We start from the raw sequence: 16,064 nt of genomic DNA, 5'->3' as shown, positions 1-16,064 counted from the left end.
GCCTCTTGTACCTGAGTCATGGCTAGTGATAGCCTGTATCTTTAGTGACTTTGCCGCGGAACACGTAGTAGCTCCAAAAGGTGTAAACCAAAATCAGCGGGATGATCATCAGCGCGCCGACGAGCATAAAGCTTAAGCTGCTATCGGGCGCTGCCGCCTGCCAAAGGCTGATATTGGGCGGAATAATGTGTGGCCAGATACTGATCCCGAGCCCACTAAAACCTAAAAAAACCAGGCATAAGGTGAGCAGGAATGGCTGATAGTTATCATCGCGGCGCAAAGATTTCATCAAGGCCCAGCCGCAGGCTAATACCAGTATGGGCACTGGGGCAAAGTAGAATAAATTCGGTAAACTAAACCAGCGCAGGGCAATATTGGGCTGCACAAAAGGCGTCCATAAACTGACTAAGCCTATGGTCATAAGTAGGCATAAGGTCAGTGCTCTGCCGAGTTGTTGCATGGTCGTTTTAAGCTCGCCTTGGCATTTTTTCACCAGCCAAGTCGCGCCGAGTAGCGCATAGGCCAGCATAAGGCCAAATCCACAGAAGAGTGAAAAGGGCGATAACCAATCGAAACTTCCGCCACTAAATTGTTGGTTACTCACCGAAATACCTGAGATAAACGCCCCCAGTACTACGCCCTGTGAAAAGGTGGCAGTGATAGAGCCGAACATAAACGCTTTATCCCAGAATGGTTTAGCTTCTGCGTCCGACTTAAATCTAAACTCAAACGCCACGCCGCGAAATATCAGTGCCAGCAACATAATAAGCAGCGGTATGGTCAGCGCTTCGAGCACTATGGCGTAGGCGAGGGGAAAGGCACCGAGCAGGCTGGCGCCGCCGAGCACTAACCAGGTTTCATTACCATCCCAAACGGGGGCAACGGTATTGACCATAATGTCCCTGTCGTCCTCGTCGTGAATAAAGGGAAACAGTATGCCGATGCCGAGATCAAAGCCATCCATCACGATATACATCAAGGTGGCAAAAATGATGATCCCGAACCAAATCAAGGGTAAATCGAATTCCATGGTGAGCCCTTAAATATGTTTAAGATTAAATAAGTAAAACTAGATTTATTGACTTTAAAATTAATGGCTTGTCGCCGCGATATCTGGCCCTTTGCGGATGAGTCGCATCATATAGCTATAACCCACGCCGAAGATGCCGCAGTAACTGACGATGAAAATTCCTAGGCTGATACTCAGGTGGGTAACGCTGTGGGAAGACACGGCATCCTGAGTGCGCATCAATCCTTGGATCACCCAAGGTTGGCGGCCAAGCTCGGTCGTAAACCAGCCAGCTAGTGTCGCGAGCAGTCCTGCGGGGCCGAGCAGCAAGACAAAACGCAGAAAGTGTTTATTGCTGTAGAGTTTGTCTTTGCGTCTGAGATAAGCGCTCCACAGTCCGGCAAAAATCATCAATAGGCCTAAGCCGACCATGACTCTAAAACTCCAAAACACTAACAACACATTGGGTCTGTCCTCGGCGGGATACTCAGTCAAGGCTGGCACTTGTTTGTTTAAATCGTGCTTTAAAATCAGGCTAGCCAGCCCTGGGATTTCAAGGCTGAAGTGGTTTTTCTCTGCGTCCATATCAGGAATGGCAAATAAGACTAATGGAGTGGGTTTATCGCCCTCATTACGCCAATGGCCTTCCATCGCGGCGACTTTTACAGGCTGATATTCAAGGGTATTTAAACCATGGAAGTCACCAATCACAGCTTGCAGCGGCGCGACGATTAACGCCATCCACATCGCCATAGACAACATCTTACGGATTGCTGGCGTGTCGTTACCTTTGAGTAAATGCCAAGCCGCCGATGCGCCCACAAAGAAAGCCGACGAAATAAACGCCGCCACTGTCATATGGGCTAAACGATAGGGAAATGAAGGGTTAAACACTATCTGAAACCAATCCACTGGAATGACGCGATTGTTCACGATTTCAAAACCTTGGGGCGTCTGCATCCAACTGTTTGAAGCTAAGATCCAGAAGGTCGAGATAATCGTGCCCGTGGCGACCATACAAGTGGCGAAGAAATGCAGGTTTTTGCCGACCTTCTGCTGACCAAATAGCATGACCCCCAGAAAACCCGCTTCGAGGAAGAAGGCGGTAAGCACTTCATAGGTGAGTAGCGGCCCAGTTACGCTGCCCGCGAAGGCAGAAAATGCGCTCCAATGGGTACCAAATTGGTAGGCCATAACAATGCCAGAGACCACGCCCATGCCGAAGTTAATGGCAAAAATCTTCGACCAAAATAGATAGAGTTGTTGGTACACCTGATTCGCCGTTTTCAGCCATAAGCCTTCTAATACCGCTAAATAAGTGGCGAGGCCGATAGTGATGGCGGGGAAAATAATGTGAAAAGAGATAGTAAAAGCGAATTGGATCCTAGCAAGTACAGTGGCATCAAAATCAAACATAATTTCCTCGAGAGATAAGAGTCTCGTTACAAAGGCATTCATTAATGCAGTGTCCACTGAACCTAATATTGGCCCAGCGGTGAAAGCTTGTGTGCCATTAGAGCATGGGATAAGCTGGCTATAACAGACACAGAATATATTGATTGAGCTATAACAGATGGCGAAGTACGAGCAGTTAGCGCAGGAATTAAAGACACGAATAGCCCAAGGCGTCTGGCAGGCGGGGGACAAGTTGCCGTCGCTGCGCCAAACTGTGGCCGATTCGGGTTTGAGTTTGATGACAGTGCTTAATGCCTATCAGCTATTGGAAAGCCAAGGTGTGATTACCGCGCAGGCAAAATCGGGTTATTTAGTAGCGCCGCAGCCAGAAACCTTTCGCTATCCCGACCGTCAGCGGCAGATTTATCTCTCTGATAAAGTGGATATTAACGAGTTCGTCTTCTCTGTTTTACAGGCGTCAAAACAGGCGGGCATAGTGCCCTTTGGCTCAGGTTTTCCCGATCCCAGTTTATTCCCGCAGCAAGCGCTGGCGCGCTCGTTAGTCAAGGTTACTCGGCACATGTCACCGTCTTTTGCTGCCGATAATTTACCGCCAGGCAATGCGGGGCTGCGTAAGGCGATTTCCCAACGTTATGCCAAATTGGGCATGAGCATTTCACCCGATGAAATCATCATTACCTCGGGCGCCATGGAGGCGCTGAACTTGAGTTTATCGACCCTAACTCAAGCGGGGGATTGGGTAGTCATTGAATCCCCGACCTTTTATGGCGCGATGCAAGCCATTGAGCGGCTTAAGCTTAAGGCGATTGCGGTCGCGACCGATCCACAACAGGGGATTGATCTCGAGGCGCTAGCGGAAGTGTTAAAAACTTACCCAGTAAAAGCCTGCTGGCTGATGAGCCAACATCAAAACCCCTTAGGTTGCAGCTTGTCAGATACTAAAAAACAGGCGCTTTATCAGTTACTAAATGAGCATAAGGTCAGTTTAATTGAGGATGATGTTTATCAAGAGCTTTATGTCGACGCTAGCGCGCCAAGGCCAGTAAAAGCCTTCGATACCGAAGGACGAGTGTTGCACTGCGGCTCATTTTCTAAGTCTTTGATTGCAGGTTATCGTGTCGGCTGGGTGGCGGCGGGGCGCTATGCACCTCAGTTACAACGATTACAGTTAATGTCGACGTTATCGACCAGCGCGCCCATGCAGCTTGCCATTGCCGATTTTATTCAGTCGGCACAATATGAGCGCCATTTGAAGCAGTTACGTAAAAAGTTAGCCGATCGCAAATTGGCCATGTACCAACTACTACGCGCGCATCTGCCCGAGTCTGTGGGGGTTAACTTTGCACAAGGCGGCTATTTTCTTTGGTTAGCGCTGCCAGCACACATGGATGCGACACAAATTTATTCTGAGGCGATAGCGCGCGGGATCAGTGTAGCTCCCGGCAATCTCTTTAGTAATCAGGTCGAGTTCCGCCATTTTATGCGCTTGAATGCCTCATACGAGTGCTCGCCAGAGATAGTCTCTGCTGTTGTAGTGCTGGCCGAACTTATCCGTAACTATTCGCACTAGCTCATTATGCTAGCTCGTTAAGTGAGCCTGTTATGTTAGCCCGCTTTGTTGTTTGAGGTATGGTGTCAGAAGTTAAATGCTGGAATAAAAAAAGTTTTAGACTTCCAGATGTCTATCTGTTAGCTTGTTGAACATGCACAAATCTTGTGCAATCCTTTGGGTTCGAACAAGGACAGCACTCTGTTGAAGGAAGGCAAAATGAAGCTTGAATCACTGGCATTACACTACGGTTATGAGTCAGAAGTGACCACAAAAGCGGCCGCGGTACCTATCTATCAAACCACCTCTTATACCTTCGATGATACCCAGCATGGTGCTGATTTATTTGACTTAAAAGTCGCAGGTAACATTTATACGCGGATCATGAATCCCACCACTAGCGTGCTAGAGCAACGTCTGGCAGCCATTGAAGGCGGCATAGGTGCGCTGGCCGTGGCATCGGGTATGGCGGCGATTACCTATGCGATTCAAGCCCTGACTCAAGTTGGCGATAATATTGTCAGCACCAGTCAGCTCTATGGCGGCACTTACAATTTGTTTGCCCATACGCTGCCGCGCCAAGGCGTTGAAGTGCGTATGGCGGCCTTCGATGATTTTGAAGGCCTCGATGAGCTGATCGACGACAAAACTAAGGCCTTGTTCTGCGAATCGATTGGTAATCCCGCGGGCAATATTGTTGATTTACAACGTTTAGCCGAGATTGCCCATAAGCATGGTGTGCCTTTAATTGTCGATAATACGGTCGCAACCCCAGTATTATGTCGCCCGTTTGAGCACGGCGCCGATATCGTTATTCATTCTTTAACCAAATATATTGGTGGCCATGGCACGACCATTGGCGGGGTGATTATCGATTCTGGCAAGTTCGATTGGGTGGCCAATAAAGAAAGATTTGCCTTACTTAACCAAGCCGATCCTTCTTACCATGGCGTGGTTTATACCGAAGCCTTTGGCCCTGCGGCGTTTATTGGTCGTTGCCGAGTGGTACCGCTGCGTAATACTGGCGCCGCGCTTTCACCGCACAGCGCATTCTTACTGTTGCAAGGCCTTGAAACCTTAAGCCTTAGAATGGAGCGCCATTGCTCGAACGCGCTAGCATTAGCCGAATATTTGGTGTTGCATCCGGCGGTGAGTTGGGTGAATTACGGCGCCTTGCCGAGCAGCCCTTATCAGGATAATTGCCACAAGATCACTGGCGGAAAAGCTTCTGGGATCATTAGCTTTGGGATTAAAGCGACCACGCCTGAAGAGGGTAAAATTGCCGGTGGACGTTTTATCGATGCGCTGCAGATGATCCTGCGTTTAGTGAACATCGGCGATGCGAAATCCTTGGCCTGTCACCCTGCGAGTACCACGCACAGACAGCTCGATGCCGATGAACTGGCAAGGGCGGGCGTGTCAGAAGATCTTATCCGTATCTCGGTTGGGATTGAGCATATCGACGACATCATTAATGATGTGGCGCAGGCGCTCGATAAGGCACTGGTGAGCAAGTAGTTCTTATCGAATAGCCCATGTCGAATAGCTGATACCCCATCGATTTATTAAATCGTTAACAGTAAAAAGCCGCCATTGATTTAATTCGATGGCGGCTTTTTTAGTGCTTTTAAAACGATGTTAATCTTGCTGCAATCGATTTCTAGCCTTCTGGTAGAAGTAAGAAACGGTAAGTAAAATAACCCCGATCAGCATAAAGGCAATGACCTTTTGCACTAGCTCGAAGGACGCCATATCCAGTAATAGCACCTTGAGCGTCGATAGGATAAATAGCCCTGCGGCGAGGCGGATCATATCGGCATTTTGTGGTTTTAAGCTGATAAACATCAACACACTGCCATGGATAACCAATAAAATCGCGCTGAGTGGGGCGGCAATCATGCTATCAAAACTATAACTCCACATGAAGTAACTCAAGGCGAGTAACAGATGCCAACCCCACTTAAGTCCTTGTAATGGCAAGATACGTCTATGCAAGCGTATTGCTGCGCCGTGCTGCAAGATAAGCCTTGCTAGTAGTGCTAGTGATAAAAACTCGATTAACACAAACGAGGCATTATCACGATTAAGCCCAAGCGTGATCTCAAAATGCAACATGATGGGCAACAGGGCTAAGCCTAACGTTAGGCCGTAGGCGAGATGGTAGCTTTCCTTTATTGCGGCTTGGATTTGGGCTACTAGAGTTAACTTCATGCTATGTGAGGCTTGGCCTTCAGCGCTTTTGCTTAAACTTTTTTGGATAAGCAAGGCAAAATAACCACTTAAGGCCAATGCTGTCATGGCTATTCCGACGAGCTCTGAATGATTAAAGCCATAAACGATCACGGCCAATACCAGTGCAAAGTAATAAGGGCTCAGTTGCCATTGTAGCTGCAGCAAGGGGCGCCATGTCTCGGGTAATTGGCGATAACGAAGCAGGGTGAAGCCCATAAAGAGGGCTCCAATAACCAGCGCCGCGAGTCCTTGCCAAACGTGAATAAGACATAGCGAGGCGGTCATCAGAACCGCTAGCCAAGTGAGGATTTTGGCCTCAATGTTCAAACTCTTATGTTTAACAAAGTAGGCAAAACCTAGGCTCATAAAGGTGCTCAGCCAGAGGGCAATAGCGGTATATTCCCAATAGTTGCGGATAACTTTAGGCAGCAGAATAAGCGGCAGCAGCAAATAGCAGAAGATTTGCATGCTATAAGCGGCTTTGGCAAATAGGGCATCTTTATAGTGGCGGCGATACCAATAATGGGCCAAGAGTAAGGCGGTAAATAACTCAATTCGTGCCAGTTTGGCCATGAGCGGCTGGGCGCTAAAGCTAAAACTGTCCGCGAGCGTTATGCCTTCAACGACCTTAAAGAGCAGTGGCAATAGCAAGAGCCAAGCGGCAAATTCGCTGACAACGAGTTTGTCCTTTGCGCTTAAGTACAGCAGTAATAGGCTAACTAGCGGCAAGATAGCGAGATAGTAATCGCTGCTCAAAAGGTAAGCCGCGAGGATAATTGTCGCCACATAAAAACCGCTTAATAGTTCTTTTAATATTCTGCAAAGCTGATGTTCTAACGCAGAAAGCGGCGCATGGGTGAATGTTAATAGTCGAATGGCAAAGACTAAGGCGGCGCAACTTAAGGCCAGTGCGATCAGCGAAACGCCAAAGGCCGACAAAGCTGAAATTGCCAAGGCATCTAATATGCTGGATTCTAACAGTGCCATGCTATCAAGCACGCTAAACGCATTTAACCCTAATCCCATTAGCAGTAATACATAGGCTTCGGCGCGCACTGAAACCAGCTCTTCTTTGGTGCCAATCCATAACAGTAATAAGGCTTCGAGCAGTAAGACTAAGCCGAGGAAATCATGGCTAAGTAAATACAGTGCTGCAAATCCGGCAAAACTTCCTGCAAAGACTAACAATAAGCCGCTGCGGGCTTTTTCTAAGCGGCTTTTTAGCTGCCAATAGAGGGCTGCACAGATCAGCGCGTTGACCGCAAAGATTTCCCCTGCGAACTCAGTAAATTGCGTTAATTCGAATAGCACAAAGGCGAGCAATGCTATCGGCAGGGCGAGTATGCGATGGCTCAGCGTATTGCTTTGTTGTTTATCTTGATGGGCAAACTGCTGGGGAAATATTAGGCCGGTGATGCCGTAGAGATAAAAGGTCGCATTAATACTGATAAGCGCCAGCAGACTGCCGCCGCCAAAGTCGGTGAGTGGCAATGGCACAAAATAGCTAAAGGCTTCGATGCAGCCAATGTGCAGCAGGGCGGTGATTTCCACTAATAGCGGCCACTTTAGCTTATAACTCTGGGCAAGGGCGCCGGCACCAATAAGCAGTAAATAAGGCAGATACAGCAGCGGTGCATAGCTTTGGGATAACAACATCATAGGCGCGGTCGAGCCGCCGACTAAGGCGATGACGGCAATGACTTTGGCATCTAAGCGCATCGATAGGCCATAACCTGCCAGAGTGATTATTAACAGTAAGATAAAACTCGCGCTATTGGGGATGATTTCAAAATATGGCCCAATAAAGTAAGCGCAGAGAAAGTTAAGGATAAGGCCTAATCCAACTATCCCTGAGCCAAAGTCCGCCATGCCCGCGCGTTTTTGGCGAATAAAAATCCCGCCGGCTATGATAGCGTTCGCGCTGGCAAAACCGAGTAGGGCTTTGCCCAGTTCTGAAAACCAATGGTTGATGGAATATTGCAGTAAATAACCAAAGCCTAAGGTCAGGGTGATGATCCCTGCGACTGTCATCAAGAAGACCGGGCCCAATCCCTTAGCTTGATAATGATGGTAGAAGGATTTGATTTGTTCGGTAATTGCGCCAAAGGGCGCCATGATGGCCGCTAATCCTTGGGATAACAGGTCATCAAATTGACTCGCCACTTGCACGCTTGCCTGTAATTTAACTTCATCACTCAGTTGTTGGCCCTGCGCCTGGTATTCGGTTTTAGTAGCTTGTTCTGCCGAGGTATTTTTGGTGTTTCTTTGCCAAGGGTCTCCTTGCACAGCATTTTGCTGCCATGGGTTGGGTTCTGCAGGAACTGGCGCTACTGGAGCGGACTCAAGGATTGGCGTGTGTGCCGCGTAGGTTAATGTGGGCGCGTTATCGGTGGCGGGAACCACTGCCGCAATCGATGCAGCACCCGCTGTCATACTATCTGCCGCCATACTAAGACTGGTGTCAGAGGCGTCTTCAGTCGCAATTTGCTGACTTAAGGTATCGAGCTTAGTTGAAAATTCTGCCAACTGGCGGCTGAGTGAAGATTGCTGCGATAAATGCAGCGACTGTAATTGTGCCAGCTCAGCTTTTAGTTGGGCGACGTCATCCTTTAACGGCATATCTCAATCCTAGTTAAGTGCCTAATTGCTGTAGAAGCTTAGTGTTTAACCATTAGTGCTTAAGAATTCGTGCTTAAGAATCTAATTGCTAGAAAACAAACAGCTTAAAAACTAATAGCTTAAAAAAATTTAGCGCTTAAGAATTTAAGTACTTAAGCACCTTTGCAATAGGATTGTACTTGCGGCAGGGGATTTCGGCTAGCCATAGCGAGTGTCACAAAGTGCTGATAGTGGAGTAGATCAAAATGTTAGCGGGTGCAGTTTAACAAAGAGCCAGACATTGCTGGCCCTGATTAAAGTACTCATTAGTGGCAGGAATTAGCGGCAGAATTATTTCTTTTGCGCCTGCAGGATCACAAATTTACCGTTGGAGGCGACTGTGGTGCAGTTTTTAAATAAGCGCTGTAATTTCACATGGTAAGCCAGATGGCGGTTGCCGACGATATGTAAAATACCCCCGTCTTTTAAGCGGCGGCGGGCGTCTAAAAACATCTGCCACGCGATATGATCGGTAATGGCTTCACCTTGATGGAAGGGCGGATTACACAGCACCAGATCCGGTTGCACTTCTTCTGGCAGATGCGTCATGCAGTCGTCCCAATAGAAGTGGCCTTTATCTGCAGGCAATTGATTACGTGCCCAGTTTGCCTTGGCTGATGCGACCGCCATTTCGGAATCGTCGATAAAGTGGATATCAGCTTCAGGGAATAACTGAGCGGTTCGCAATCCCAGCACGCCATTGCCACAGCCGAGATCGACAATCGACTTGAAATCCCCTTTCGGCAAATTTTCGAGCATGATGCGTGCGCCAATATCTAGTTTGTTGGCGGCGAACACATTACTTAAGTTGCTGATCTCAAGTTGATATTCAGGTACGGCCCAAGTCACTTCTTTCGCTAATGGTCTTGGTTTGCCATCGCTGACACAGGTAATCACTCGGGTGTTTTTCCATGCTAAGCTGGCGCTTGCTGGGCCTAAATGCTTAGCAAAGACATCGAGCAAGGCGCTATTAATCGATTTGGCTTTGGCTGCCACTAATACACGAGTGCCAGCGGGTAACACTTGCGATAAGCGTGTTAGCTGGTGGGTAAAGTAGCTTAAGTTCTTAGGCAACTTCATCAATACTAAGGCTAAGTTTTCTGGCAAGGTATCGCGGCTGGTAAACCATTGCAGATTATCCAGCGGCAACTGATTGCGCCCATGGTTTTGTTCTGTGCCTAAAAAGCTGGTTCTGGCATCGGTTTCAACACACAGTGGCCAACTTGGATTCAGTTTCGATACACCACAGCTTAAGGCGCCGAAACTGTCGTTGATAATGGCGGTTGGCACGGCGGCTTGCTCTGACTCAATAAGGCTTTTGAGTAAGTGTTCATCGGCGGCATCCCAAGCTTGAAGATTAGATTCCTGCTGAGCTGGATACCGTAAAAGTTCGAGTTCAACACCCGCTACTGAAAATTGTGTTGTCATGTGCCACACTGCGCCAATAAATTAAGGCGCAGATTATCGCAGATTTCATGGCGCAGTGCGACGGCTCTGCATTAAGGGTTAATATATAGCCCTAATATAGGCCTAATGTATCGTCCTAAATGCAGCCCTGCTGTGGACGAAGCGGTAAGTAAACGGCCGGATAGGAGAGGGTGCTGAACAAGCAAGATGATGACTAAAGATAATAATCAGCGTGACCAGAGTAACAACCAAGGTGGCGGCCAAAGGGTTGACTTGTTTTCTGAACTTGAGCTTGAGTTTGATGCAGCGTCGGATTCTGATTTGCAGTTAAGTTTGAGCATGGCCGAACAAGGTTCGAAAAAAACTGAGCAACCCACACCGCCAATCACCTTAGTGCGGGGTTATCTTAATGCTGAGCAGCAAGCAGTGCTGATGAAAGAAGCGCAGACTTATCCCTTAAGTCGCCCCGAAATCCAAGTATTCGGTCAGTTTCACGCGATTCCCCGCCAGCAAGTGTGGTTTGGCGATTTGGGCTGCGACTATTTATATTCAGGACTGTTTATCCGCGCCTTACCTTGGCCTAAATATGCCCATAAGTTGAGGGAAAAGTTAACGCGGGATTATGGATTGACCAGCAATGGGGTATTAGTCAATCGCTACGCAGATGGTAAAGATTGCATGGGAGCCCACAGCGATGATGAACCAGAAATTGCCCATGGTAGCCATATTGCGTCTATTACTTTAGGCGCCACGCGGGATTTTGTGCTTAAGCATAAACACAGCCAAACCAAGTACAACATCAGTTTGCACAGCGGCGATCTGCTGATCATGCATTGGCCCATGCAAAACGATTGGTTACACAGCTTACCTAAACGCTTGAAAATAAAAGAGCCCCGCTGGAACTACACCTTTAGACAACTCATCGTTAATTTCCATGGCTAAATGCCCGTTGTTAAATGCCTACTGTTAACTGTTTGTGGCTGCGGACTGCCTGCCAAATAAGGTGAGATATAATGTGGTCGCAGAGCAGCAAACCGAATAAGTGAATTTGATCTTTTCCACCTGAAGCAGTACTCTGCGGCCACTGGATTTTCCCATTCTGAGACTCGAATATGTCCAATACTCATGCGCAGGGCACAGTGGCTAACATTATCACGCAGAAGCTAACCGAAGGCTTCTCGCCGACGCACTTAGAAGTGATCAACGAAAGTAATCGTCACCATGTGCCCCCGAATTCAGAAACCCATTTCAAAGTAGTGCTCGTGAGCGATCAGTTTGATGGTTTACGCCTCTTAGCCCGTCATCGATTGGTTAACACTCACTTAGCCCATGAGCTAGCGAATGGCGTGCATGCCTTGTCAATTCACACTTTCACTCAAAGTGAGTGGGATGCGAATGCGCAAGTGCCTAATACGCCAAATTGCCGCGGTTAATCAAAAATTATTGCAGTTAATCAATAGACTAATTAATCAGCTCTACAAAGTTAATTAGCTTAGATCCCAAGGCCACTCCTCATCGAGTGGCTTTTTGTTTTAGGTCAAACTAAGGCCATTTTCTGGTTTCCTTACCCGAGTTTCTGGTTTCCCTATAGGCGTTTCTGTGTTAACAATATGTTCTATTTTAAGGGTTTGGGTGATGCGATTGCGGAGCTCTGTCCTGAGAGCATGTTCACGTCTGTTAGAACCATAGGCTCGTTTGATGTCAGGGAGAGTATTAAAAATGCGTAAGTTTGGGAGTGTACTCGTCTTAATGCTGCTGATGGGGCTGAGCGGTTGTAATCCCGCAGCCAGTGACGCGCAAAGCGTAGCCGTTTCCCATGCTGCAACGGATGACTCCCAAGCTATTCCCGCTATTGAATGGCGCCTTGCGACCTCTTGGCCCAAAAACTTCCCCGGTTTAGGTATGGCTCCAGAACGCTTCGCCCATTTAGTCAATGACATGTCTAACGGTCGGTTAAAGATCCACGTTTATGGCGCGGGTGAGTTAATGCCAGCGTTTGCCGTATTTGATGGTGTGAGTCAGGGTAAAATTCAAATGGCCCATGCCGCCTCTTACTACTGGAAAGGCAAGGCACCCGCGGCGCAGTTTTTTTCATCGATTCCCTTTGGTATGACGGCGCAGGAAATGAACGGCTGGCTACACTACGGCGGTGGCATGGCGTTGTGGGATGAAGTGTATCGCCCCTTTGGCATCATTCCCCTCGCGGGTGGCAATACGGGCATGCAAATGGGCGGCTGGTTCAATAAACCGATTAATACGATTGCCGATTTTAAGGGATTGAAGATCCGTATGCCGGGCTTGGGTGGCGAAGTATTAAAGCGTGTCGGCGCTATTCCTGTGAATATGGCGGGGCGTGAACTCTATGGTGCGCTACAAACGGGCTCGATTGATGCGGCTGAGTGGGTGGGGCCATTGAACGACCTTGCCTTCGGTCTACATAAAGTGGCGAAGTACTACTATTACCCTGGTTGGCATGAGCCGGGTTCTAATATGGAATTCTTGATTAATAAAGCCGCCTTCGAGAGTTTACCTCAAGATTTACAAGCCATAGTTAAAGTCGCGGCGAGAGCCATTAATCAAGATATGCTCGATGAATACACGACCCGTAACGTGGCCGCCCTTGAAACCTTAGTGAATGATGAAGGGGTGGTGCTTAAAGCGTTTCCACCGAAAGTGTTGTTGGAACTTGAGAAAATATCTAAACAAGTGATTGAAGAGCAAGCCAATCAAGATCCTTTGATGCGGAAAGTGTACGCCGCCTATCACGCCTACGAGCAAGGTGTGCGCCAGTATCATAAAATATCTGAGGATGCTTACAGCCAACAGCGTCAACACTAAATGCGGGGTGTTTTTAGCACTGACTGTCACATTAATCGCTGATTTATATGAGATGATTTCATCTTAAATTATCTTGTTATCGGCGTAATTCATTTGGTGTTATGCTTGCAAGCCATAAATAGACAGTTACAGTGGCGTTGATGTCGCCCTGAGAATTTGGAGATCCCTATGCCATTACTTGATAGCTTTACCGTCGATCATACTCGAATGAATGCCCCAGCAGTTCGTGTTGCTAAGCATATGAGCACGCCAAAGGGCGATGCGATTACGGTATTTGATCTACGTTTTTGCGCGCCGAATAAAGATATTCTCAGTGAGCGTGGTATTCACACTCTGGAGCATTTATTCGCTGGCTTTATGCGTGACCATTTAAATGGTAGCAATGTTGAGATCATCGATATTTCGCCAATGGGATGCCGTACCGGCTTTTATATGAGTTTGATTGGTGAGCCGACTGAGCGCCAAGTGGCCGATGCGTGGTTAGCTGCGATGGAAGATGTGCTTAAAGTGGTTGAGCAGTCTGAAATCCCTGAGCTGAACGAATACCAATGTGGTACGTATGAGATGCATTCGTTAGAGCAGGCACAAGATATCGCCCGTAATATTATTGCGGCTGGCGTAAGTGTGAATCGCAATGATGATTTGAAATTAAGCGACGAAATTCTAGGTAATCTGTAACGGTTTGCACTCTTACTTGTGTAAGAGTGCCTAGCCAGTAAATTCAGTTTCCTGAAGTTAATGAGAGAAAGCGACGAGAGTCGCTTTTTTTTTCAAACAAATTCAGCTATTTTACAAGTTAATAACAAAAACACCGTACGCTAACAAAATTTTTGGGAGCTTGGTATGCCTAGTCGTTACTTCACAGTATCACTCTGTGCAATTTCTGTATCTCTTGCCTGTTCTAACACAACGTTCGCCGATGATTTCCACAGTCAAATGCTTGAACTGAATCAGCTCAATGACACATTCCACTCCACTGCTGACAGTTTAGCGTTAGGCCAGTTAACGGCTTTGACGGTTTTACCTGCAGATCTTAACGGAAATCCAGCAAGTATTAGTATGCGCAGCGCGAGTCAAGGCGTGGCCGTATTGCAAGATAGAGTGTATTTCTCACCTGCGCCTTATTCTGCACCGCAATTACAACTATTACCCAATCTGCTGCAACAACAGAGTGTCACTGTCACGCCAATGGCGAATATGGCGGTTGGTGGGCAAGGGGCGTTTGGGGTGGTGAGTTATCAAACCTTACCTGTTGCTGAGCAGACCGAGAATAGTAAGGCGACTCTCGAGGGCAATACCGATTCAGACTACAGTGTCGATATGAATTGGGGAGTTAAGCAAAAAGAGTATGGCATGATACTCGCGGTTAACTACAGCGATGGTAGCGGCGCCGAGCACTTGCTCAATGGCCAAGATACTGACCGTCAAACCACTGATATCTTATTTAAAATCAATGCTGCGAGTTTATTAGGTGCCCGAAGTCCGCAGGTGACTGAGTTTACCTACCAGTTCCTCGATGATGATAGCTATCGCTCCCAACTCGGCTTAACGCAGGCCGATTGGCAACAAGACCCGATGAGTTTGTATTCGGCCACGGCTGGAGATAAGTATCAAGGGCGACACCATAAGTATCAACTGTCACACCAAGTTGCGCTTAGTGGTGGGCATAAGGTCATCACGGACTTTTACTATCAATCCTATTCGCAGCAATTAAATCAACTCAATCAATTTGATGGGCAAATGCTCGATACCCAGAGTTTAGCAGTGCTGGCCGCATTTGAACGGCAGCCGACTGTCGATGGCGTCGCGGTCGCCTCGTTACAACAAGACAATGATTTTAGCTCCTTTGGGGTACAAACTGAGTCAGTGAATCAGTATGGCGCTCATCAAATTAGCTATAGCGTCCGTTACCATACGGATAAAGCCGAGATGCACCTTGGCGATCAGCAGAGTCTATGGCAGCAGGACTTGAGTGTAGTGAGTGATGCACCCAATGCGCTGTTGGCTTATACCGATGATGCGACCGCATTCACCTCGGCCATCGACTCCTTGTTTAATTGGGACGGATTGCAGCTCAAACTCGCGCTCGCCTATGAAAAAGTGGATGTTAATCGCAAGGTCAATTTAGCCTACGCCGGACTCGAAGCGGCAGATTTTTCCGACAGCGATTGGATGCCACAACTTGGCGTTTCATATCATGCTGGAGATTGGCGCTTTAGTACGGATATTCGACGCTCATGGACCGCCGCGAGTGCGGGGAATCTTGAGCAAGAGGCACAAGTGTCGCTGCAATATCAAATCAGCGCCCAATATGCCAGCGAGCATTTTAGTGCTGACATCAAAACCTACGTCCAAGATTTTGATAATCTGCATGTCAATTGTGATGCGTATACCCAATGTGCCGACAGTCGTTTGTGGATTCAAGGCAATGTCGTGGATGTGCTGACCAAAGGGGTTGAGCTGAATCTTGGCTATCAGTGGGCTCTGGGCAGTGTGCAGTTGCCTTTAGCTGTGAATTATCAGTATTCGAATGCCGAGTATCAAACCAATAGCTGCAACGAAATCCAAGGCTGCGTCGTGGCTGGCGATAGGGTGGCCTGGTTACCCGAGCAGCAACTGCAGTTGAGTGCTGGAATGAAGTATGACGAATATGAACTGAACGCGAATGTCTTTTATCAATCGGAGCGCGAAATGGGCCAATTCGGCGCAGAATTACAGCCTGTCGCCGCACAATGGCGGGTAGATTTAGCGGCGAATTATCATTTTAACCGTCACCATGAGATTTATTTTCGGATAGAAAACCTCTTAGATGAGACATTAGTCACAACAGCATCAAATAGCGGAATTCGATCGGAAAATGGACGTATTAGCTATTTAGGTTATCAATGGCGCTTTTAAGTTGAACTTTATTTCGTTTGAATTTAAATCAATTGAAACAAATAAGATCGATTTAAG

11 protein-coding genes are annotated in these 16,064 nt (G+C 47.7%); 7 read left to right on the top strand and 4 right to left on the bottom strand.

Features of this window, described 5'->3' with window-relative positions; genetic code table 11:
- Nucleotides 1–22: 22 nt before the first annotated feature.
- Together cydB and Q4Q46_RS16910 are read right to left on the bottom strand one after the other, a co-directional pair.
- Nucleotides 23–1,030, bottom strand: coding sequence for a cytochrome d ubiquinol oxidase subunit II (cydB, locus tag Q4Q46_RS16915; RefSeq protein ID WP_311906550.1), 1,008 nt, complete (start codon nt 1,028–1,030; stop codon nt 23–25).
- A 60-nt stretch (nt 1,031–1,090) separates the two neighbouring features.
- Nucleotides 1,091–2,425, bottom strand: coding sequence for a cytochrome ubiquinol oxidase subunit I (locus Q4Q46_RS16910; protein WP_300481039.1), 1,335 nt, complete (start codon nt 2,423–2,425; stop codon nt 1,091–1,093).
- Between the two features lie 157 nt (nt 2,426–2,582).
- On the opposite strand from Q4Q46_RS16910, the gene Q4Q46_RS16905 reads away from it, so the two are divergent.
- Both Q4Q46_RS16905 and Q4Q46_RS16900 read left to right on the top strand, forming a co-directional pair.
- Nucleotides 2,583–3,995 carry an aminotransferase-like domain-containing protein gene (locus Q4Q46_RS16905; RefSeq protein WP_311906549.1) on the top strand — a complete coding sequence of 471 codons (1,413 nt, stop codon included), beginning with the start codon at nt 2,583–2,585 and terminating at the stop codon, nt 3,993–3,995.
- A 198-nt stretch (nt 3,996–4,193) separates the two neighbouring features.
- The gene (locus Q4Q46_RS16900; protein ID WP_311906548.1) at nt 4,194–5,492 is read left to right on the top strand and encodes an O-acetylhomoserine aminocarboxypropyltransferase/cysteine synthase family protein; all 1,299 of its coding nucleotides are present in this window, start codon (nt 4,194–4,196) and stop codon (nt 5,490–5,492) included.
- Between the two features lie 120 nt (nt 5,493–5,612).
- Here the strand turns inward: Q4Q46_RS16900 and Q4Q46_RS16895 are convergent, their stop codons facing one another.
- Together Q4Q46_RS16895 and Q4Q46_RS16890 are read right to left on the bottom strand one after the other, a co-directional pair.
- Nucleotides 5,613–8,825, bottom strand: a complete 3,213-nt coding sequence (locus Q4Q46_RS16895; protein WP_311906547.1) for a DUF2339 domain-containing protein — start codon at nt 8,823–8,825, stop codon at nt 5,613–5,615.
- 330 nt (nt 8,826–9,155) lie between these two features.
- Nucleotides 9,156–10,292 (bottom strand): methyltransferase, encoded by a 1,137-nt coding sequence (locus tag Q4Q46_RS16890; protein ID WP_107403928.1) that lies wholly within the window; start codon nt 10,290–10,292, stop codon nt 9,156–9,158.
- A gap of 186 nt (nt 10,293–10,478) precedes the next feature.
- Here Q4Q46_RS16890 and Q4Q46_RS16885 point away from each other — a divergent pair, with 186 nt between their 5' ends.
- The 5 genes from Q4Q46_RS16885 (at nt 10,479) to Q4Q46_RS16865 (ending at nt 16,007) form a co-directional block, all read left to right on the top strand.
- Nucleotides 10,479–11,213 (top strand): alpha-ketoglutarate-dependent dioxygenase AlkB family protein, encoded by a 735-nt coding sequence (locus Q4Q46_RS16885; protein ID WP_311906546.1) that lies wholly within the window; start codon nt 10,479–10,481, stop codon nt 11,211–11,213.
- 170 nt (nt 11,214–11,383) lie between these two features.
- Entirely contained in the window at nt 11,384–11,704 is a 321-nt protein-coding gene (locus tag Q4Q46_RS16880) for a BolA family protein (RefSeq protein WP_311906545.1), read from the top strand.
- A 286-nt stretch (nt 11,705–11,990) separates the two neighbouring features.
- The gene (locus tag Q4Q46_RS16875) at nt 11,991–13,109 is read left to right on the top strand and encodes a TRAP transporter substrate-binding protein (protein ID WP_311906544.1); all 1,119 of its coding nucleotides are present in this window, start codon (nt 11,991–11,993) and stop codon (nt 13,107–13,109) included.
- 168 nt (nt 13,110–13,277) lie between these two features.
- Nucleotides 13,278–13,787, top strand: a complete 510-nt coding sequence (gene luxS / locus Q4Q46_RS16870) for an S-ribosylhomocysteine lyase (RefSeq protein ID WP_006080460.1) — start codon at nt 13,278–13,280, stop codon at nt 13,785–13,787.
- A gap of 165 nt (nt 13,788–13,952) precedes the next feature.
- Nucleotides 13,953–16,007 carry a TonB-dependent receptor domain-containing protein gene (locus Q4Q46_RS16865; protein WP_311906543.1) on the top strand — a complete coding sequence of 685 codons (2,055 nt, stop codon included), beginning with the start codon at nt 13,953–13,955 and terminating at the stop codon, nt 16,005–16,007.
- The last annotated feature ends 57 nt before the right edge of the window (nt 16,008–16,064 follow it).

It is taken from the genome of Shewanella vaxholmensis (genome assembly GCF_031932135.1).
Classification (GTDB): domain Bacteria; phylum Pseudomonadota; class Gammaproteobacteria; order Enterobacterales; family Shewanellaceae; genus Shewanella; species Shewanella hafniensis.
Note: the sequence above shows the minus strand (reverse complement) of the source record. Positions and strands in the feature narration are given on the sequence as shown.

What these genes read in the sequence shown, in the direction of transcription:
- Q4Q46_RS16880 (WP_311906545.1), top strand. Translation starts at nt 11,384, where the DNA reads ATGTCCAATACTCATGCGCAGGGCACAGTGGCTAACATTATCACGCAG.
- Q4Q46_RS16910 (WP_300481039.1), bottom strand. Translation starts at nt 2,425, where the DNA reads ATGTTTGATTTTGATGCCACTGTACTTGCTAGGATCCAATTCGCTTTT.
- cydB (WP_311906550.1), bottom strand. Translation starts at nt 1,030, where the DNA reads ATGGAATTCGATTTACCCTTGATTTGGTTCGGGATCATCATTTTTGCC.
- Q4Q46_RS16875 (WP_311906544.1), top strand. Translation starts at nt 11,991, where the DNA reads ATGCGTAAGTTTGGGAGTGTACTCGTCTTAATGCTGCTGATGGGGCTG.
- Q4Q46_RS16865 (WP_311906543.1), top strand. Translation starts at nt 13,953, where the DNA reads ATGCCTAGTCGTTACTTCACAGTATCACTCTGTGCAATTTCTGTATCT.
- Q4Q46_RS16895 (WP_311906547.1), bottom strand. Translation starts at nt 8,825, where the DNA reads ATGCCGTTAAAGGATGACGTCGCCCAACTAAAAGCTGAGCTGGCACAA.
- Q4Q46_RS16905 (WP_311906549.1), top strand. Translation starts at nt 2,583, where the DNA reads ATGGCGAAGTACGAGCAGTTAGCGCAGGAATTAAAGACACGAATAGCC.
- Q4Q46_RS16900 (WP_311906548.1), top strand. Translation starts at nt 4,194, where the DNA reads ATGAAGCTTGAATCACTGGCATTACACTACGGTTATGAGTCAGAAGTG.
- Q4Q46_RS16890 (WP_107403928.1), bottom strand. Translation starts at nt 10,292, where the DNA reads ATGACAACACAATTTTCAGTAGCGGGTGTTGAACTCGAACTTTTACGG.
- luxS (WP_006080460.1), top strand. Translation starts at nt 13,278, where the DNA reads ATGCCATTACTTGATAGCTTTACCGTCGATCATACTCGAATGAATGCC.
- Q4Q46_RS16885 (WP_311906546.1), top strand. Translation starts at nt 10,479, where the DNA reads ATGATGACTAAAGATAATAATCAGCGTGACCAGAGTAACAACCAAGGT.